This is a genomic window from Microcoleus sp. w2-18bC1 (assembly GCF_036700365.1).
In the GTDB taxonomy this organism is placed as follows: Bacteria; Cyanobacteriota; Cyanobacteriia; order Cyanobacteriales; family Microcoleaceae; genus Microcoleus.
On the sequence record NZ_JAUBOS010000087.1, the window covers coordinates 1 to 20419 of the forward strand.

17 protein-coding genes are annotated in these 20419 nt (G+C 44.8%); 6 read left to right on the forward strand and 11 right to left on the reverse strand.

All coding sequences use genetic code 11. From position 1 onward, the window contains the following. Positions 1–162 precede the first annotated feature (162 nt). The 3 genes from QT979_RS26300 to btpA form a co-directional block, all read right to left on the reverse strand. Positions 163–2298: a CHASE2 domain-containing protein gene (locus tag QT979_RS26300; protein WP_333312134.1), complete on the reverse strand. Its 2136-nt coding sequence runs from the start codon at positions 2296–2298 to the stop codon at positions 163–165. Between the two features lie 470 nt (positions 2299–2768). Beyond that, positions 2769–3692: a vitamin K epoxide reductase family protein gene (locus tag QT979_RS26305; RefSeq protein ID WP_333216260.1), complete on the reverse strand. Its 924-nt coding sequence runs from the start codon at positions 3690–3692 to the stop codon at positions 2769–2771. Positions 3693–3812: 120 nt separating this feature from the next. Next, positions 3813–4700: a photosystem I biogenesis protein BtpA gene (gene btpA / locus QT979_RS26310; RefSeq protein ID WP_333057464.1), complete on the reverse strand. Its 888-nt coding sequence runs from the start codon at positions 4698–4700 to the stop codon at positions 3813–3815. A gap of 782 nt (positions 4701–5482) precedes the next feature. Here btpA and QT979_RS26315 point away from each other — a divergent pair. Further along, positions 5483–6457: an SGNH/GDSL hydrolase family protein gene (locus QT979_RS26315; RefSeq protein WP_333312135.1), complete on the forward strand. Its 975-nt coding sequence runs from the start codon at positions 5483–5485 to the stop codon at positions 6455–6457. Positions 6458–6891: 434 nt separating this feature from the next. On the opposite strand, the gene QT979_RS26320 is transcribed toward QT979_RS26315, so the two are convergent. Then, positions 6892–7944 carry a Gfo/Idh/MocA family protein gene (locus tag QT979_RS26320; RefSeq protein ID WP_015178266.1) on the reverse strand — a complete coding sequence of 351 codons (1053 nt, stop codon included), beginning with the start codon at positions 7942–7944 and terminating at the stop codon, positions 6892–6894. A gap of 506 nt (positions 7945–8450) precedes the next feature. Between QT979_RS26320 and QT979_RS26325 the strand changes: the two genes are divergently transcribed. Then, positions 8451–9134: a PEP-CTERM sorting domain-containing protein gene (locus QT979_RS26325; protein ID WP_333216266.1), complete on the forward strand. Its 684-nt coding sequence runs from the start codon at positions 8451–8453 to the stop codon at positions 9132–9134. Positions 9135–9170: 36 nt separating this feature from the next. Here the strand turns inward: QT979_RS26325 and QT979_RS26330 are convergent, their stop codons facing one another. The 3 genes from QT979_RS26330 to def form a co-directional block, all read right to left on the reverse strand. After that, positions 9171–10508 (reverse strand): PrsW family glutamic-type intramembrane protease, encoded by a 1338-nt coding sequence (locus QT979_RS26330; RefSeq protein ID WP_333216268.1) that lies wholly within the window; start codon positions 10506–10508, stop codon positions 9171–9173. Between the two features lie 181 nt (positions 10509–10689). Next, positions 10690–10890 carry a hypothetical protein gene (locus QT979_RS26335; RefSeq protein WP_199292547.1) on the reverse strand — a complete coding sequence of 67 codons (201 nt, stop codon included), beginning with the start codon at positions 10888–10890 and terminating at the stop codon, positions 10690–10692. Next, positions 10890–11450, reverse strand: coding sequence for a peptide deformylase (gene def, locus QT979_RS26340; protein ID WP_190659061.1), 561 nt, complete (start codon positions 11448–11450; stop codon positions 10890–10892). The genes QT979_RS26335 and def overlap by 1 nt, the downstream gene beginning before the upstream one ends. A gap of 101 nt (positions 11451–11551) precedes the next feature. Here def and QT979_RS26345 point away from each other — a divergent pair, with 101 nt between their 5' ends. After that, a complete protein-coding gene (locus QT979_RS26345) occupies positions 11552–12031 on the forward strand; it encodes a DUF1648 domain-containing protein (protein ID WP_333312136.1) in 480 nt (159 codons plus the stop codon). Between the two features lie 274 nt (positions 12032–12305). Here the strand turns inward: QT979_RS26345 and QT979_RS26350 are convergent, their stop codons facing one another. Further along, positions 12306–12761 (reverse strand): aspartyl protease, encoded by a 456-nt coding sequence (locus QT979_RS26350; RefSeq protein WP_333312137.1) that lies wholly within the window; start codon positions 12759–12761, stop codon positions 12306–12308. 119 nt (positions 12762–12880) lie between these two features. On the opposite strand from QT979_RS26350, the gene QT979_RS26355 reads away from it, so the two are divergent. Next, positions 12881–14173 carry a pentapeptide repeat-containing protein gene (locus tag QT979_RS26355; RefSeq protein WP_333216276.1) on the forward strand — a complete coding sequence of 431 codons (1293 nt, stop codon included), beginning with the start codon at positions 12881–12883 and terminating at the stop codon, positions 14171–14173. A 686-nt stretch (positions 14174–14859) separates the two neighbouring features. On the opposite strand, the gene QT979_RS26360 is transcribed toward QT979_RS26355, so the two are convergent. Then, entirely contained in the window at positions 14860–15483 is a 624-nt protein-coding gene (locus QT979_RS26360; RefSeq protein ID WP_333216278.1) for a TenA family protein, read from the reverse strand. An 82-nt stretch (positions 15484–15565) separates the two neighbouring features. Here QT979_RS26360 and QT979_RS26365 point away from each other — a divergent pair, with 82 nt between their 5' ends. Further along, positions 15566–15772 (forward strand): hypothetical protein, encoded by a 207-nt coding sequence (locus QT979_RS26365; protein ID WP_333312138.1) that lies wholly within the window; start codon positions 15566–15568, stop codon positions 15770–15772. After that, positions 15769–16734 carry a glycosyltransferase family 2 protein gene (locus QT979_RS26370; RefSeq protein ID WP_333216282.1) on the forward strand — a complete coding sequence of 322 codons (966 nt, stop codon included), beginning with the start codon at positions 15769–15771 and terminating at the stop codon, positions 16732–16734. The genes QT979_RS26365 and QT979_RS26370 overlap by 4 nt, the downstream gene beginning before the upstream one ends. A 123-nt stretch (positions 16735–16857) precedes the next feature. Here the strand turns inward: QT979_RS26370 and QT979_RS26375 are convergent, their stop codons facing one another. Next, positions 16858–17961: a glycosyltransferase family 4 protein gene (locus QT979_RS26375; RefSeq protein ID WP_333312139.1), complete on the reverse strand. Its 1104-nt coding sequence runs from the start codon at positions 17959–17961 to the stop codon at positions 16858–16860. Between the two features lie 86 nt (positions 17962–18047). Continuing rightward, a complete protein-coding gene (locus tag QT979_RS26380) occupies positions 18048–19418 on the reverse strand; it encodes a condensation domain-containing protein (RefSeq protein WP_333216068.1) in 1371 nt (456 codons plus the stop codon). Positions 19419–20419: the final 1001 nt, after the last annotated feature.

Consider the following 20419-nt stretch of genomic DNA (forward strand, 5'->3'; position numbering starts at 1 on the left):
TTTGAAAATTACAAAAATAGATGTTTGCTTACTTGGCATTTTAACTGTTAGTTTAGCATACCAAGTAAGGAAGAACCAAAAAATTGAATAATTACAAATGACTTATCAAGATTGGGGTGGGGACTTTACCTACAGTTGCATTATGTTTTTAACTGCTCTTAATTAATAAAAGTGATATTGATTTTTCCCTCGTTCCTTGGCACGATACATCGCAACATCGGCAATCTTAACTAAAATATCTGGCTCTTGACCGTCAATGGGATACAAACTAATACCAATACTTGTAGTTACAGAAACTGTATGTTCTTTTAAAATAAAAGGCTGCATGATGGCGTCGCAAATTTTTTCCGCTACTTTGGCAGCTTCCTCGCGACCTGGAATTGCCGGCAAAATGATTGTGAACTCGTCGCCGCCCAACCGCGAGATGGTATCACTGCCCCGCAAGCATTTTTTGAGCCGACTGGCAACTGTTTTTAAGAGTAAATCGCCCACATTGTGTCCGAGAGTGTCATTGATTGATTTAAATCCATCTAAATCTAAGAACAGTAAAGCTACCAATTCCTGATTGCGGGAGGCTATTTCTAGAGACTGATGCAAACATTCGTAGAACATTTGACGGTTGGGCAAACCGGTAAGAGCATCGTGATAAGCTTGGTGGCTGAGCTCAGCATTTTTTTGTTCTAGGGCATTTTGCCGAAGTTGGCGCTCGGTAATATCTCTGATTGCTCCGACTAAAAATAGGTTGCCGGCAGCATCTTTATGCAGGGATCTTTTAGTCGCAATTAGATGCGTAATTCCGTGAGCGTCAGTAAAATATTCTTCATTTTCTCGCGGCTGGTGAGTTTTAAATACTAATTCGTCTTGCTGCCAAAATATCTCGGCTTCGGCGTGGGGAAATAATTCGTAATCGGTTCGGCAACTTAAAATTTCTAAAGGATAGCCAATAAACCGACAATATGCCTGATTCAAAACTACGCAGCGGTGAGTTCGATCTTTGACAAAAATGGGGTCGGGAATTGTATCGATTAGCGATTGTAAAAATTCTTTAGACCGTTTTAATTCTTCTTGCAAGTGAGCCAGATAACCCACAACAGCAGCACCAGAACCCACAAGACTGAGGATGGGAGGAATTAACGGTAGCCACCAACCTCTTAAGAAGACTAAGTATAAACTAGCACTTAGACTTAGACAGATACTTAATAAACAGTAAGCCGATCGACCAAGGGATCGCAAATTCCAACTCACACTTGCTCCCGCCCAAGACCACAGCAAAATCCACAGCAACTCCGCAGCCTCTGGCCAGACATTGATACCCCCACGCCCGTCGATGGCTGCACTCAAAATTTGGCTCAAGAAATGAGCCTGAAGCTCGACTCCCGGTATTTGCTGGGGAGGACCAAACCAACCGGAACTGTAAGAATTTTGGTAAAAGTCTTTGAGGCTGGGGGCATTTGAGCCGATCAAGACAACGCGCGATCGTACAAAATCAGCAGGTACTGTGCCAGAGAGCACATCGCTCATCGATGCAGTGCGAAAACTGCCTCGCGGGCCGCGCAGGTTGGTCAAAATTTGATAGCCGCGGCTGTCTGCTCGAACGTAAGCACCATCATTCGGTTGAAAAGGCCGAAAAACCCCCTTGCCTAACTGCAAGTATTTAGGATTGGATTTTGCTGATTGAGGGGAAATTCCTTCGCTTTTGAGGTAAAGCAAAGCTAGTCTGAGTGCGAAACTTTGATGAGTTTTGCCGTCTCCGGGCCAAGCATAGAGCAAAGTTCGCCGCACTTTTGAGTCAGCATCGATAACAACGTTGTTGAAACCAATTCGATCGAGCTTGTCAAGTACCGGAGGCGGGCGAACTCCGAGCCTGGTTGCGTCGGGCATCAACTCAATGCCGATTAAGTTGGGAATAGTTTTAAAAGTTTTGAGCAATTCGGCGTTACCCGGTTGAGTTGGCAAATCTCGGTAAACGTCGAGGCCGATCGCCCGTGGCTTGCCAGCTTGTAATTTTTGCAGCAATTGGGCCAAAACAGCATCCGAAATTGGGTAGCCGTATTTTTGCAAGTCAGCTTCCTTAATTTCTACAATGACGATGCGCGAGTCAATGGGTTCGGCCGGCCGCCAGCGCACAAAGTGGTCGAAAGCAGCCCATTCCCACACCTGAAAACATCCGAACCAGCGCATTACAATGACGCTACTAGCAACGGCACTCGCAGTAATCAATACTCGGCGTTCTCGATCGACCCATTTTTTGATAGTTTCTAGCATATTTTGGGGATGTGGGTCTCGCCCTGTGAGCATCTAAACTACTACTACGTATAGGTTTTACCTCTCCGGGGCGATCGGCTAAGTCGATTTTAGATTTTAGGTTTTAGATTTTAGATTTTTTGGTTTTTCGGTGCGGGCGAGTCGATTTTAGATTTTAAATTATCCAATTTTTTGGTTTTTCGGTGCGATCTGGCTGCAACAGCAGAAACCGGGTTTCGCAACCCAAATATGTCATTTCAACAATCATTCTGGTAGCAGAAACCCGGTTTATTGCATTTTTATGTAAAAGTTTTAGTAATTATTCACCGAGCTAAAAACTAGAAACCCACACCTTGTTTTATTTTTTTCGTTATCACTAACTTTTACTATTTTTTATTAATTATAGATGCAAAATTTTAGATTGATTTAGCAGCACGAGCCAAGAATAAACTAAGTTAAAAACCAGGATATTTTCTGCCGCTCAATCTAAAATCTGTCATCTATAATAATCTCCAACTTTCCTGTTAGTTTTGAAAGTTGCGGGGACCCGTGTAACCCGATAAATCAGCGAGTTTCTCCAAAGATTGTGTCCCCGCATAAAACTGACCATTAATCTCCCAAGTCGGGAAACCTTTAACATTCGCAGCAGCAGCTTTGCAAATTTCAGCGCGGGAATTTTGCCCCCTGGGATCGCATTCAAAATAATCAATTATTTTGGCTGCTTCTTTGCCGAAGAGCATTTTTTGGTCGTGGCAGTGGGGGCACCAGTAAGCGCCGTACTCTTTAGCGCCGATTTGTCGGAGGTGGCGGGCCAAAGCCATTTGTGCCGGGCCGGAGATTGTAGTGACGGCAGGGGGTACAATTCCGGGGGTAGAGACAGTAGGAGGAGGTGAGTTGACGCTGTTATAAAGTCCCAAAGCGCCGATCGAACTCACCATTGCCACCAAAATGCCTGTAAACACCAACTGTCCGATATCTTCCCACTCGCGCCCGACTAGCACCAGCACAAACAGCGACAGCGCAAATAAGGCAGAAGTGACGCAATAAATGCACAGATCCTGAATTTCAAAAGCCATCAAATAAATCAAATAGCTGCTGAAAATTACCATCGCAGCAGTGATGATAAATAGCGCTTGCCAAGTTCTGTTTTCTAGTTGAGAGTGCAGTCCTTTCTTGGTGTCGGGATTTACAGCTTTGGGAGCCAATGCCAGGATTGCTATGCTCAGGTAAGCCAGACAGCCTAACAAACTTAAAGGCACTGTGCCAAAGACTGTAGCGTAGGGACTGTTGAGAACTTTGTCGCAGCCACTGGTGGGACAAATGACCGAGCCATTGGTGAATTTAGCGATCGTGAGATAGGCCGTTTCTACGACGCCTATGGCTGCGATCGCTGCCATCACAGTCCGAGACCAGCGATGAATCCAAGGGGTTGAACGTCGGCGAATCATTTTTTGATTTGGTAATTGATAATTGGGAATTGTTGACTGTTGACTAATGACTGTTAATGGTTAACTAATGACTACTGACTACTGACTACTGCCAACTGTCAACAGTCAACAACTCCTATTTTACGTTTTACTTGTGACTTTGCCCGGTTCCGGTGTTGGCCCTCTTGAGCCATTAGCATCTCTATTTTCCTGTTCGGGCTCTTTCTGTGACAAGCTGCGGCGGGCGGCTTCTACAAACTGACTGACGCGGATCGGATCTATAGGCTGCTCGATGCGGCCGTTTCGCTTCAGGGAACTCGATACGATTACACCGTCAGCGGCCTGCATGAGGGTGGAAATGTTTTCCCAGGAGGCGCCACTGCCGATGAAAACTGGAATTCCCGCCGCTGCTGCACTCGCGAGTTCTAAGTCTTCGAGATTGGGAGGGCTACCAGTTGTCCAGCCGGAAAGGATTACGGCGTCGGCTAAAGCGCGCCCGATCGTCTCTTGGACGGCTGTGGTCAAGTTGGGGCTGCCTAGGGGTCGCCCGTGCTTGACTAACACGTCTGCTAATATTTTGACATCGCTGCCCAATTCCCGGCGGTAGCGCAGTAGCTGGTGAGCTTGGCCTTCAATTAAGCCTTGGTCTGTAGCCATGATGCCGTTGAGGACGTTGACGCGGATGAATTGAGCTCCTGTGCAGGAAGCGATGGCGATCGCACTGTGGGCGTCGTTTCGCAGCACGTTAACGCCGATCGGCAGCGTCACGAGATTTGTTAGCCTCTCAACTACCAGAGTCATGGCACTTACCACAGCCGGATCTACGCTGTCTTTGGCAAAAGGAGCGTCGAAAAAGTTCTCAACTATGATACCGTTTGCGCCACCAGAAGCCAGCGCTGTAGCCTCTTGCTCGGCTCTTCCGATAATAGCTTTGAGGTTTCCGCCCCAGCGGGGAGAAGTTGGCAAAGGCTGTAAATGTACGACACCGATTATGGGATTCGGCGTTTTGAATATTTGTTTTAAGTCCACGGATTTTCCTGAAACCACCAAGTTCACCAAAAAACGAGCGGGAAGCCCCTGACTTTACGCATGGGGAGGAAGGCGGCTGCGACGACCGTCGCCTTGAATCCCCTTTCGGGGTTGGAGAGGTCGGGTTGCCTCTCCGGTGAGGTATGGTTGCCTCAATCTCCCTTTCGGGGTAATGTTCGCTTCGAGAATGTTTAGTGAGCTTGTTAGGCTGAAAGCACTGGTTTGACCCCTTTAAGCCTGTTTAACTCTCAGCGATAGAGCGGAAAACTAGCGTCGCATTTTCCGGTATCGTGACTCAAAAAACGTAGGTCTGATCCTGTCTCTGGTAAGGTTTGGGCTTTCGGTTCAATCTCGCTCACAGAGCCGGACTGTCTTGAAAGCCCCCGCTTTTAAACGTGGGGTTCCTTACTGACGGCTGACGGCGGATTTTGACGGTATATTCTAGAATTCTATATCCACGGGGGCGATTCGGTTGACTTAATCGGGTCGCCAAGTTGCTCCAACCCCGCAGCCATAACAGTTTAGATTTTAGATTTTAGATTTTACAAAGGCGACCTACACACGTCACTCCAAGACAGATACTTGCTTGTAAGCAGGAGTCCTGGAAAACAAAAAAGTTCAGGTTTTAGCGAGATCTCCCAGATTCATCTGTCGAGTCAATGCTTTAATCTTTAATCTCAAATCGACTGACTACAATCAGGGATGAAAGCTTGACTGCAGTTGCATTCTTTTTTATACCTTGGTGTCGGCAGGGGTTTTTCCTTCTCTATCGAGGTTAAGTGGTGGAAGTTGTTCTCATAATTTTGGCTGTCACCGCAGGATTGGGGGCAGCAATCGAAGTGCTCCTGCGGGTGCTGCTAGGTTTTGGTAATCCTTTGATTTATATTGCCGATGCCGAGTGCGGCTATTTGTTGGCGCCCAATCAGAAGGTGCATCGCTTGGGCAACCGGATTGAGATTAACGAGTATTCGATGCGTACTGGAGCGATCGCCCCGATACCCCCTGCAGAAACTCTGCGCGTCTTGCTGTTGGGAGATTCTGTCGCCAACGGTGGTTGGTGGACGCATCAGACAGATACGATCTCGGAAATTATGACTCGGAATTTGAGACTGCAAGTACAGAATGTGGCGAACAATACACAATTAGCTTCACAAGTCAACTATTCAAATTTTGAAGTTCTCAACGCCTCAGCCAATTCTTGGGGGCCGAGGAATCAACTTGCTTACGCCAAGCGTTTCGGTGTTTTTGGGGCAAAGGCTTTGGTTTTGCTGCTCAATACGGACGATTTGTTTGCGTCGGCTCCCTGTTCTCTGGTTGTGGGGCGCGATCGATCTTACCCGGATCGCAAACCCCGATCGGCTACGCTAGAGTTATTAAGCCGTTACCTGCTCCCTGCAGTGCCGACTCGCCAATTGGCAGCACCCGGAGCCACAAGCAGCGATGTAGTAGCCTGCAACTTAGAAGCTATTCGCCAAATCCAGAAAATAGCTGTATCCGCCAACGTCCAGTTTTTGCTAGCAGTCACGCCGAAGCGGGGCGAACTCGGCGGCCCGCTTCGGCGTGACTGGGAAGTCAAAGCTAGAGCGCGTCTCGCCGAACTCGTAGCAACAGAGAAAATTACTTACATAGATTTTCTTCCCATTTTCAATGGTGCGGCCGAATTTCCAACTTTGTATCGAGACAGCATTCACCTGAGTCCTCAAGGAAATCAGCTAGTTAGCAAAACCATCAGTCGTCAAATAGTCGCTCTTTGTTAGCATAAATCGTGACTTCACCTAAAGACGGATACTTGTTCACGACTCCTGTTGTCGAGAGCAAAAAAGTTTAAACCTTAGTTCAAGCCCCCAGATTCATCTGCAGAGTCAATCGATTTTAGATTTTAGATTTTAGATTTTAGATTTTAGCCTTGACCCCACGGATCAATTCGGGGGCTCCTTTATCGGATACAGGTTTTTTATTTATGGACGAATAAATCCGGGGGCTTGTATCCTGGATGCTTGATTGTCAATCTAAGATCTAAAATCGTTCGACTGAGGGCAACCCGACGCTCGCACTCGCCGAACTTCTCACGCCGAATTGTCCAATCTCAAATCGACTGACATCGAATCCGGTTGCATGGGAACAGTTACCATCTTCAACGAACAACAAACCCAAAGTAAAAGCACCCGGAAACGACACGATTTGTCTCGATTTAGCTAACTTGCAAAGTAGACTCTAGCTCTTTCGGATACCAAGCTTGACCGTCGAGAGCCATTTGCTCGATCGAACTCGCAAGCCGCAGAGCTTTGAGAGCTTGTTCTCCTCCCACAGAAGGCTGATTTCCACCCCGCACGCAATTAATAAAATGCTCCAATTCTGCGTGGAGCGGTTCAATATTGCTGGTGTAAACTTTCTCGATCAACCCATCTTGACGGTAAAGCACCTGACCGTAATCCGTCACGTAATTGGCGGTTGTTTGTCGGTGAATCAAGATTTCGTTGTTGAGAAAATCTGCCTCTGTCAGAGAATTCTTGCAGTGAGCGACGATTGAACGGAGTTTGCGGTGCGTCACCTTACTGGCAGTCAGGGTGGCGACAATGCCGTTAGCAAAGTTCAACGTCGCTGTCACGTAGTCTAAATAACCTGAATCTGAGGCTCTGCTGCCACTGGCTGTCAGCTTCACCACTTGGGAATCTGCCAATTCCAAAAGCAAGTCGATGTCGTGGATCATTAAATCCAAAACTACCGATACGTCGTTAGCCCGCTGGGAATAGGGACTCATCCGGTGAGCTTCCAATGCCAGTAACTCTTCAGTTTTCAGCACTTTGCCGAGTTCCTGAAAAGCTGGATTGAAGCGCTCGATGTGACCCACTTGTAAAATCCGGTGGGCCTCAGCAGCCGCGTTGACCAAAGATTCGGCTTCGGCAATGCTAGCCGCGATCGGCTTTTCAATTAAAACGTGAACACCCGCTTGGAGACAAGACATCCCCACAGGGTGATGCAGGCGAGTTGGAACGGCGACGCAAACTGCATCTACGTGGGCGAGCAAATCTCGGTAGTCTTCAAAGAAGCGAACCCGGTATTTGCTTGCTACATCTATTCCCCGCTCTACATTTATGTCTGCAACACCCACGAGTTCGATATCTTTTAGCAAGCTCAGAACTCGCGTGTGATGCTGGCCCATATTGCCAACCCCAATCACCCCAATGCGGAGGGGTTCGGGTTGACTTCGCTGGGCGAAAACGTTTGCGTATCCCAATGACATCCTATCTAGCACTCCTGGATTCTCCTCCACCACCACAGGAATCAAGCCCCTTGGCTTCCCTCAGCTACTCACAGCCATCCAGATAGTACCACAGTCAAACTATTTGTGAAGAATTTCTAAGTTCAGTTGCGATTATCGCATCAGGCAATTAAGCAGAAGCGAATCATACACAAGGAGAGAATACTGGGACAAAAGGTCTGGAAATTTTGTATTGACAAAGATTATTAAATGTGCAATGGGAGCGGGACGATCGCCTGCTGCATCGCCACAACACAAACCCGTCGGAATATTTGGCGATTACGATAAAACATTTTTCTAGTTTGTGTTCAAAAGTCATAGTGAAAGTCATAAATTATACAAATACAATAGGTGACGCATCCGTATTAGTTCGGTTATTTACATTCGGCAATCTTTGACTTCAAAAAAATTTACTTTAAGAATGGGGATAATTACGGGCGATCGCTGACTCAAATAAATTACACTTACGTAAAGCTTAATAAAAAACAATGAGTCACAAACAAAGGCACAGATTAGGAAGTGGGATCGCTAGCACAATTTTAAGTTTGTTTTCTGCCGTGTCATTGGTAGGAGTAGACAAAGCACAAGCCGCCGTACTCACCTACAATATCAATTTTGACGGTCAAGGTAGCGGTTTTTTAAAGGTGGATAACTCCTTGCTTACAGGAATAGACATTGAAGGAATTTCCGAGGGGACAGTTTCCGAGGGAAGAATGTACGGTTTTACTTTTCCCGAGTTGGGAAGCACAAAAGAATATGATAATTTGGCAGGGGTTCGAGCTGTATTTCGTGAAGGGCAGTTTCTCGGAGTGCAAGCCAGCGGCGGCGACGGTGCGATAAGAGACTATATCAGTCCTCCAGACGAACCAGGAGGGCCTTTTTTCTTGAGGGTTGAGGGCAGCGCATATTGGTCTATCGGAGTTACCTCTGGCTCGTGGAGTAGGGAGGTAGTACACAGACAGGTGAACTATCAATCATATATAGACGATGGATCGATCGTCACCGACAGCTATGTTATATACTCTAGATATATCTCCCCCAATGCCGAGGTTTCTTACACTTTAGTGAATACCGAACCCGAACCTGTTCCCGAACCTCTCACTGCTGGGGGGACAGCTTTAGCATTGGCAGGTTTAAGCTGGTTAAAACAAAAGAAAAAAATGGCAGCTTGAGGTGCGATCGCACCTCAACAATTAACCAGTCAGAAGTCACCTTTCAAAGAATATTCGAGTTGCAAAATTTTGCTCTCGATTCGGAGACAGAGCTCTGGCTTTCAAAATCGCAGCTACCAAAAAGGTATAGGACAAAACTCCCACCAAGGCAAGCAAAAGTACGCTGACGGCTCCCGACGCATTCCACAAAGCGTGAAGTGCGGAAGCACTGAAATAACCTACGCCCAAAATTTGCCAGCGCTTCCTGGGTTTGAGGGCGCTCAAACCGATAAAATATCCCAAATAGCCGCTGTAAGCCATGTGTCCGGCGGCGGAACCCAAAATGCGGGGAATTAGCAACTGCAATCCTACTAATTGTCCAGCGTCCGGCCCTGCTTGCAGGGTGACATTTTGGATGACATTGGGAACGTACTGTCCCAGAGTTTCTAACAGTGTAAAGCCGACTGCTGAGGCACTTCCTAACAGAATTCCGTCTAAAGGTTCCCAAACGCCGATGCGATCGCGCCAGGGATTTTTCAGCCAATTTCCCAGCAACATCGCTCCCAAAACGGGCAGGGCTTTCAGCAATTCTTCCATTAGACCCGCCCCGAAAAACATTCTGCTCAAAAAAGGCAAAAAACTGATTGTTTCGCCTTCGATTGGCAGGCGACCGGGCAAAATTTCTCTAAATACGAATATAAATCCAATTAATAAGGGGCTGCTCAGAATCAGGACTGTAGCTAAAGCCGAACCAAGCAATACCCACCAAGGCTTGTGTTTGCCGCACAGTTGATAGATAAAGTAGTAAGCCGCACCGGCGAGGTAAGCTGACAGCAGCAAGTTGAATGCTGCGGAATTTCCCACGGCGACAAACATCGACACGACAACAATAACTGTGGCGATACCTGGATATAAGTAAGCTTTTTGGCTTAATTGTTTGCCAGTGGAGGCGATCGGGAATAATTGAGTTAAAGTGAGAGCATCTTTTTCGCTACCAGCAAAATTGCCCGTTTGTGGTGCTCTTAATCCTGGTTGATTTTGGTAAGGGGTTATGGGAGATTCAAATATAAATTCAGGGCCGTCAAGGCCGAGACTGATGCGATCGCCTGTTTCTAAAGTTTGGCAGCCAGAGAGCTTTTTTCCGTTGATATAAGTTCCATTAGCGCTGTTGAGGTCGCAAATTTCCCATCTCGTCAAAGTACCCTGAGTTAGGGGACGGACTGCGGCGTGGCGGCGGGAAACCATGCCGTGGACGATCGACTCTAAAGTTATTTGACAATTGCGATCGCGTCCGATGACCAATTCCCCATCTTCAGAAAGTTGGTACTTGGATACTGGGGTTCCCACAGCGTCTTTGGCTGGCACTTGTCGCAGAAATCCGATTTCATTAGTCATGAGTTATGAGTCATTAGTCATTAGTCATTAGTCATTGGTCATGAACTCGCAAGCTGTTACCTGATGTTATTTTTGAGCAGTCTTTATTCCACAGTTATTGGTTGTTAGCTGCTGACTAATTACTAATTACTAATTACTAATTACTAATAACTGCTGACTAATGACTAATGACTAATAACTCTTATAGATTGGCCCTGGCATCCTGAACGGCTGCATAGAAAAATATGCCAGTTAGCGGTACGCTCAGGGCTAGAATGATGCCGGTGACTAAATTGCCAAGTTGAGCTTCTCCCGATGACAGCTCAAAGATGGAGCCGACTGCCGCGATCGCAGTGATGCACGAAAGAGCTAAGAGTAAACCACTTTTCGGAGTTCCTGCCATCATACTGATTTTACTGCCTTTGGGGAAAATTTATGCTTGACTAATGCTTCATTTAGTGCCAGCTTGTTTTCTACTCTGTCTACAAACAGCACTCCGTTGAGGTGATCCATTTCGTGCTGAATTGCCCTTGACAGTAACTCTGTTGCTATCAGGGTTTGTGGGCGGCCGTATTCGTCGCGGTAGGAGACTTCAATGACTTCTGGGCGTTTGACTTCTAAATAAACTCCCGGAATGCTCAAACACCCTTCTTGCAAGATGCAGATATCGCCACTGCTACTTTTGATGGTGGGATTGATCAAAACGATTGGGGGTGTAGCGGGATTTTCCGGGTCACAGTCGAGGACGATTACTTGTTTGTGGACTCCGACTTGGGGGGCAGCCAAACCGATACCGTCGGCACTGTACATGGTTTGCAGCATTTCTCGGACTAGCTGCCGAATTTCTGCATCGACGCTTTTGACGCGCTTGGCTGGCTGCCGCAGGACGCGATCGCCTAATGTGTGTATTGTTAGGGGCGGTTTTTCTAACTTTTTCTTTTCAATCAAGACCTGAGCCGTCATAGAACCTCGCGGGATGTTTGGAAACCCCCAACGAAAGCTGTTGGGGAATGGAATTGGAACCAATACTATTATTTTCAATATTAATCTAATTTTCAGTAGCCATGACTGGAAACCCACCAAACCAACGGCCGATTATTTCTCTGGGGCTTTCGCCTGTTTTAGTGGCGGTAGAGCTTTTAGGTGCGATCGCGATTTTGCTGGCTGTTTTGCTCATCATCAAGTTTTGGGCCGTTTTGCCCGATCGAATTCCGATTCATTTCGGTTTGGGGGGGCTGGCTGATGCTTGGGGCGACAAGGTGACGGTTTGGATCATGCCGGTGGTGGCTGCGATTATTTTTGCGCTTTTAACTGCGGTATCGCGCTATCCACATACTTTTAATTATCCGGTACCGATTACTTCTGATAACGCTCGTCGGCAATATCTGTTGGGGCGAGGTCTTTTGGTTTGGCTGAAGGCGGAGATTTGCTGGCTGTTGGCGTTTGTGGTGCGACAGCAAATTCTTGTCGCTTTGGGCAATGCTCAAAGGTTTAGTATCGAGTTACTTTTAGGGTTAGTTTTTTTTGATATTTGGGACGGTTAGCGTGTATTTGATTAAGGCTTATTCGGCTCGCTAGATATTGGGTAAAAGTCTTAGAACTACCTAAAAACATTTTTTTTGGGTAGGCATTTTTTACAAAACTTAATAATATCTAACCTCTCAAAAATAAAGAAATTTTATTGGCAATTAGGAATAAATTTCTCAAATTTTTATGAGGAGTTTGGTCCTCACTACCAATATTTTTGATGGCGGGTAATTGACTGGACATTCTAGGAATCACAGGTGAGAGGTTTGTGCTACGGTAAACGCCTCTCAACTAACCCATCAGATATGTTTGCTGATTGTTCATCGGCAATACTCGCAACTGTCGATTTTTCAAATCTGGTTCTAAGCCTAGTTCTTCCATGGGAATCACGCCCAACAAAACAGCAGAAATGCCTTCGGGCAATTCTAAACAATCAAATCTGCCTTCTCTCCCCTCTACAATAATTTGAGCGTCGGCAAAAATTCGACCCTTTTTTATGCCGGCTGATGTTTCTACATCTCTTTCTCCTACTTGTATTAAGCCTAACTGGCTAATAATGCGAGCTGGCAAGGAAAGCAGAGTTGCTCCGGTATCGACAACAACGTTATCGAGGATAACAGAGCGGACTTCCTCAGCAGCAATAAATCCTCGTTCAGCCATAACTCGATCGATGCGATTCGTGACGGTGATTGTAGTGATTACTTGACCCATTTGTTTTTCTTGCAGATTGGGGAGTACCAGGGCCATAGTATGTTACCTGTTTGAGTGTAATTAGTGGAGATTTATATTGTAATATTATCTAGAATCATGCTTGGTTGGTTAAAATCGTTTTATTGACCAGCCACAGTTAGAATTTGCCTCAACGCATGACACCAGAACCAAACTCTTCTCAACCCAATCGCCCTGAATCTAACGTGACTGTAGAAAGTCAGAACGGTGCGAACCCTAATGTGCCACCAGAATCAGGGATAATCGTCGCTACTGCTGAACCGGAAAAACCGCAGCAGCCGCCTCCAACCCGCAAGGTGTTATTGCAGCCACACCAGGAACAAACGACTCCTGAGAAATCGGGGTCAGTGCTGACGCTGGGGTTGATCGCAGCGATGATTTTTGGGCTGGCCAATGACAATATTTGGCTGGGCTTAATTGGCGCCGTGGGTGCGATCGGCATATCGCTGCGGCTGATGTGGCCGAGTTGGGGCAAAATCTGGGCGCAGGTAATTCCGCCGACTTGGCGCACGCTGATCGTCGCCTGCTTCGGGCTTTTAGCTGGGATTGTTGGTTTGCTGATGCTCAGCGGTACTAATACTGAACCGGGAAGCCGCAACATCCAAATCAACTGGGAGGCAATCGGGGCTCTCGGCGAGTTGATCGGCGCTTTAGGCCAAATTTTGATCGCAATTTTAGGCGTTTACGTGGCTTGGCGGCAGTATGTGATATCCAAAGATTTGACTATTCAGCAAAATCGAATTACGCAGCAGCAAACGATCGATGCTTATTTTCAAGGGGTTTCGGACTTAGCCCTTGACGAACAAGGGTTTTTGGAAGATTGGCCGCAGGAAAGGGCGATCGCAGAAGGCCGTACCGCTGCGATTATGAGCAGTGTAGATGCTGAAGGTAAAGCTAAAATTCTGCGGTTTTTGTCGCAGTCGAGATTGGTTACTCCGCTGAAGCGCGATCGGCTTTTAGGCCGTCCCATCCTTGACGGTGACGGCGGCTACGCTGAAGATAGGGATCACGGTATCCGCGTTATCGATCTCAATGTCATGTTAGCGGGTGCTGACCTGGCTGGCACTGATTTGCGGTGGACGGATTTGAGCGAAGCCAACCTCGTCCGCGCCAATCTCAGCAAGTGCGATTTAGTGAAAGCCAATCTCTCGCGCGCTGTCTTGTATGACGCCAATCTCGCTCGCGCCGACATGAGAGCCGCCGCATTATTCTACGGCTCGGCAGAAACTGCATCCCCCCGCAGCCGTACCGAATTTCCCAACTATCAAACGGGCGAACATACCGGCGCTGTGGTTGAACGCGCTGATTTCACCGCTGTCAAGCGGCTGTCGGATGAGCAGCGCTATTACTGCTGCGCTTGGTGTGGCTCGAAGTCGAGAGAGACTATTCCCGGCGGCTGCGAAGGGATTCCCAATAAACTCGGACGTTAAGCCGGGACGGGTTAATTTTTGTAATTGCTATGTGGTTTCTGAGCCGATCGATAATGGCGATCGGGATGCAGGTAATTGCTCCTTTAGTTTGCAAGAAACTACCCCTGTATGGGAGTCGGCCACCTCTAGATTTTGTAAGTGGCTGACTCCTCAAAAGTGGCTGGGCACTGTTTTCGCATTGGGACGGTAAATGGTACCTCGAAATAGCTAATTTAGGCTACAGCTATGCAGATGATGGACACCAGCATTCTGTCGCTTTTTATCCGCTGTTTACTTTGCTCATGCGCGACTTTACGACTCTGGGAATGCAAGTGGGATTAGCACGGCTCATTAATTGTGGGGCGTTTTTGATTGCATTATTTCTGGTTGCAAGCTGTTAGTAAAGTTGCGATGATTTAGGGCTGTGGCTATTTCGGGAATTTGCGAAAAAGGCTAAGCATTACAGTCAGCTATTTCGGTTTTTGCTCTTTAGCGCTACTGAGCAATTCCGGTGCTCTGCAATCGGTTCATCGCTACGTTTACGGCATTGTGTAGCTTTCAATGGCACTCGGTTTAGTGTTGAGTAATCAGCCTTGTTTTTGATATGCTGTTATGACATTATTTGCTACATTCCTGCTGTATATGGCTGTTAAATTTACTGCGTGTAGGTAGCTTAAGATAGTTTTCCATTTTTGCACAAACTTAATTTACTCTATTTCCCAAGCTGCTTGAAAAAAGTCTCTTTCGCATAGCATAGCGTAGCGATAGGTTGCTTCTACTTCTGGCCCAGCATCTGCGTAGCGATCGACCAAACCTTCCAGGCGTTTTGCTAAAATCTCAAAATCCGGGCTGCTATAGGTGGAAATCCAGTCGCTAAAGGCGTGTTCCGGTATATTACCTGTAGCTAGCTGCTGTCCCAAAAAAGCATACAACCGCAAGCAAGGAGTCATGGCGGCTACTGTCAAACCTACACCACTCCCCCAGGCTGTCGCTAATAAAAAATCTGTGTAGCGGCGGGTAGCGATTCCCGGTTTTGCCTCTTGTAAGTTTACCCCCCATTTGGCTGCATATCCTTGATGCAAACGAAGTTCTTCTAAAACGCCACTACCGAGATTGTGGAGAATTTCAAACCCCCCCCAGTCGGGTGCTTTTGCCGCAGCGATACTATAAGCGCGAGCGAAGGCTCCCAGAAAAAATGCGTCTTGTGCAACGTAATATGCAAAACTATTTTGGGGGAGGCTGCCGTGAGCAATGCCTTTGACAAAGGGATGTTGCAGACAAGCTTCGCTTAAGTCTTGATTTGCTTGCCAAAGATAATTGGAATTTGTCATGCAATTTTGAATCGATGGGTTATGATTGTAATTTTTATAGTCTGACTAAACATCTATGATAACAGATGTTTTCGCTGGGCGTGTGTCAGTCTTATGGTATCTTTTATTTTTCGTATTTAAGAAAATAGATAAGTGTTGGTACGCGACTATTTGGTGGGCTGCTGTTGTCTGGCTCAAAGAGCGAAATTACCTGCCGAACCTCTCTGGTGAAGCAGCCAGGGTGTTTTTGGAAAAAGAAACTTTTGATTTAACGGTTGAAAAGCCGATTTTGAAACAGAAACTGCAATGAACGATACACCTAAGTATTCCTTGGTAATTCCTATCTATAACGAAGAAGAAAATCTCGCTGAATTGTATCGGCGAATTAGTGCGGTGATGGATCGAATGGACGGCCCAGTAGAATTAATTTTAATCAATGATGGCAGTCGCGATCGCTCTCTCGAACTTTTGCGAGAATTGCACGAAAAAGACTCACGAATTTGTTACCTCAGTTTTGCTCGCAATTTCGGCCATCAAATAGCTGTAACTGCTGGTTTGAACTTTTCTAGAGGTCAAGTTGTAGTCATCATGGACGGCGATTTGCAAGACCCGCCAGAGCTAATTATAGATATGGTAGAACAGTGGCGGCAGGGCTATCAAGTTGTTTACGCTCAACGCACTCAACGGCGTCAAGAAGGTTGGTTTAAGCGGTTGCCGGCTTATATGTATTATCGCATTTTGCGGAATCTTGCTGATGTTGATATTCCCATAGATACCGGAGATTTTTGTTTGATGGATAGGTGCGTAGTGGATGTACTCAACGCCATGCCAGAACGCAATCGTTACATTCGGGGATTGCGCGCTTGGATTGGTTTTAAACAAACAGCGGTTAAGTTTGAACGTGATCCGCGTTTTGCTGGCGAAGTTAAGTATACCTTCAGTAAATCTTTTGCTTTGGCGATGAACGGTTTAGTGTCTTTTTCAAAAGTTCCTCTGCAACTGTCGATTTATTTGGGTTTATTTTCGGCTTTCGTGTCTGTTTTGATGGCTTTCTTGGTTTTGTATTGGCGTCTTTTCTCTGCGGGTTCGGCATTAACGGGTTTGACAATTGTGATTATGGCGGTTTTCTTTTTGGGTGCGGTGCAGTTGGTGAGTATTGGAATTTTGGGCCAGTATATAGGGCGGATTTATGAGGAGGTGAAAGGTCGCCCGCTTTATACGCTGGCAGAAGTGGCTGGTTTCGATCCATTTCGTCAAAAAAATGGTAAATAAGCAGGACATTTTTACTATCTTGATGGCTTAAAGATAGCGGTTGTATGGTACGTCTGCTTAATCACCTGAACCCTGAACCACATTCAAAATGCGGGTAGTTGATTCATTATTTGCTACTTAATTTCAGCCAGCGGATATAAACTCCTCATGCCATTGTTGAGGGACTTTATCCCAGCCAAATGAATCTTTAAGAGCTAATGCTTCCTGCCTTAAAGATTCTTGTTTCTCAGGATTTTTTAGCAAGTCTATCACTGCTGCAATAAAAGCATTATTAGTTTCCTCATCCCCAGCAGGCCCCTTAATTCTTATACCTGATTTCACAGTTTCATCTAAACCTGCATAAGTTGTCACCACAGGAACACAACCAGCGGCTTGTGCTTTCCAAGCACTAATACAGAAAATTTCTATCGCAGTATGACAAGGATAAACCCAGATCCCTGATTGGAATAATTCTTCCACTAACTCCTTGTGTCCAATCCTGCCATGTTCATAGACATTTTTTTGCTCGAAAAGTTGTAAAAGTTTTTGCTTTTTATCTGGTAAGTATGGAAATTTCTCAATATAAGGTGAATTAATTAAAGCATCAATTCCTTGCCAACCATAAAAAATATGTAATTCAACATCGGGCACTTCTTTGAGAACTTGATCCCATTGAGTCAGTAAATTTTCAATACCTCTTGCATAATCACTAATCGAAATTAGCCTTTTGGGATTTCTAGCAATTCCTGTTAAATTGAAATCTTCGAGATTAATCCCATTGGTTGTTAAAAAAATCTTGTCTTCAGGAATCCAGTCTGGCAGCAGAGATTTATGAAAATTTGACAACATAAAAAGTTTGTCAAAACTTGCCAGAAATTCCAATCGCGTAGACTCTTCTACAGGAGGAAATAATTGCGGGTTATCGTGCATCCAGACAGCAGTTTTTCTGGCTTTCACTTTCATACACATAGGTTGTGTCCAAACACGATGAAAGATTAAGACATTAAAGTTATCTTCGGTATTGAATTTATCAACTGACTGATAAACTACTCCCTTATATTCCCCTTCCATATCACCGCAGCGATTAAAAACAGTAACCTGGTAGCCTAATTTAACTAATTCTTGACTTAAGTAAATAATCGCTTCTTCACTTCCGCCAATACCTTTATTCACAGATAGAGGAGACCAATCTTCGAGATAAAAGGGAAAATTGGAATAAATTACAATTGAGTTATTGTCCCAGTTCATATTATTTGACTATTCCATTTTTTTGACATATATACTATAAAGTAAAATTAGATATTTGTCCAATAATTTTCCGAAATAAAGAGGATTTAATTTTGTGTCACTGACTCACACAACCTTGTTAAAGTCGTCTTTTGATTGATACACACTTTTTCTATGACTGTTATCACATCATCAGCAAATAACTGTGCTGTTCGATCGCTTATTACAGGCTGTACATAAATAAAATTGCAAAATAACTGCTCATTTAGCGTGAGAACACCTAACCAAAAACAATCACCACTAATATGGTGAGGAGTCGCAAAGTATAATTCCTTAACCTTTAGCTTATCGGCTTGATCTCGAAATTTAAATTTGCCTCTATTGGAAATTGAAAAAAGATTATTTCTTCCCATAGTATCTTCTTTACTCACTATAGACTTAATAACGAGTTTCTTGATGGTATCCATGTCAAGATTACGTAATTTACTTTGTAGTAGTCTAGTTATATGGACACCGCTAATTAAAGAATCATGTATTCGGGATTTACATTCTCTAGCTAAATCCCAAAAAGATGTATTTGGCTCAACTAACTGATTAAAACCCAGCACAGATATAAAACAACCTAGATTTTGGTCTGTGATTTCAGGCTCACAATATTTTCTCAAATTTACAGGTAAACCATAGGAGAAATTTGCCTGTGTATCTATTGATAGTAATTTACCAGCAGCAAATAGCATTGCCGCACACATAGCACCATGCACAGTGGTTTTTTCTTGTTTGCATTTATCAATTAGTATCTTAGTCTTTTCTTGACTAAGCATTCGCGGTAGCATCCGAGTCAAACGTTCATTTGCGGATGCTTGATGTTCAATAATTAATTGTGGTGGCAGAGTTTGTTGTTCATTTGCGAGTTGAGGATTTTCTCTTGGGTGTTGAGTGGGAATATTATAAGTAAGTACATTTTCTATGGGAGCAAGAAATTCTAGTGAGTCTACTTGAGATATATTCTCTCCTTCTTTAATTGCCTGACAATAAAATAACAAATCATCAATAAAGCGCATACATGATATGCCATCTACAATTCCATGATGAAAGGTAATAATCATTTCACAGGTATTTTGATGTTGATGAGAATACAAAAGAGTTAAACGACACAGAGGATTTTTCCCTGGTGTGAATTTTGTATGTAGTTCTTTTTCAGCAATTTTAATTGCTTCATTTTCATCTTGTTTGTAGATAACTTGTACGGGAATTTCTGTTATGCCTGTCGATTGAAAATATAATCCATCCTCAGACTCAACAATGTAAACTTGGAGCATGGGATGACGCTGTTGGACTAATTCAAGAGCTTGTTGAACAACATCCGGTGTTAAAATCCCTTCCAGAGAGACAACATTTACAATTAGCCCACCTCCCAGATCATGGCCTAGCGCCATCCACATTTCTACCAAACCAAGTTTTCTGCTGAAAGATTTCATTTTAATTTTCTCTAATTTCAAAGTTTATCTACATTTATGCAATTGCTCAATTATCCCAAATTGAGTTGTATGTAAGTTAGTTTCTTCATCAACCGCAGGTTCATTAATTCTGATACCTGATTTCACAGTTTCATTTGTGTAACTCACTCAATACTTCGGACAGTTTTTGGTTGTCACCGGCATAATTAGGGTTTGAGCCAAGTCACAACTCAGGAAAAATCTACGATTCCAGCCATTTTACCCCAAAGTGTTAGAACTATTGTAACTGACTCATCTGGGAGTGTGACAAAGAGGCCTAGGAACTAGACTAAATAAGGGTGGCAGGTTGTATACCCTGTTGAGAAAAGCAAAGTTTATTTGGAGTTAGGTTCATTAACTCTTGCACATCTACTGAATATTGAGCCAGATAATTGACCCAGGGGTCTCCATCTCAACCAACGCCTTCATGTACTCCGTCTGCGATATTTTTTGTCTGTTATTGAGAGGGCGGTATACATATTTTGATATCGGCATTTTATGAATTTTAGCGCATTTAAGTACAGCACAAGTTTAGGCGATGGTTATTAACAAAATTATTTGAATGATTTGGCTTCTCCTTAAGCTAGTTGCTTCCCGCATTGTAACATCGGGCTTTACCATTTCGGAACCTTTATTCAATTGCCATGCGCTGGCTGTAACCATCGCTCTCTAGTGACAACGAGCCTAAATCTGTGAGAATAAACTTGCGCGTCTTTAAGTTTAGATCCCTGATAGTTGCGTTTCTATTTACAGGCAAGATCAAACCCTGCTAATGGTCGGGTTTTCGTGAATCTTACTCCTTGAAAGTATAAACCAGTTGCTGGTTCTACTCCTAGCTGACGAGGTGACAACCGAGTTGAAAGACTTATCATCGCAAGCTGTTTTAAGCGTATTCCGTTGTGATGGTAAGCTGTTGTGCATTTAAAACGCATAGTGGTATAATATAACATAATGATATTCAGACAAAGTGAATGCCTGCTAAA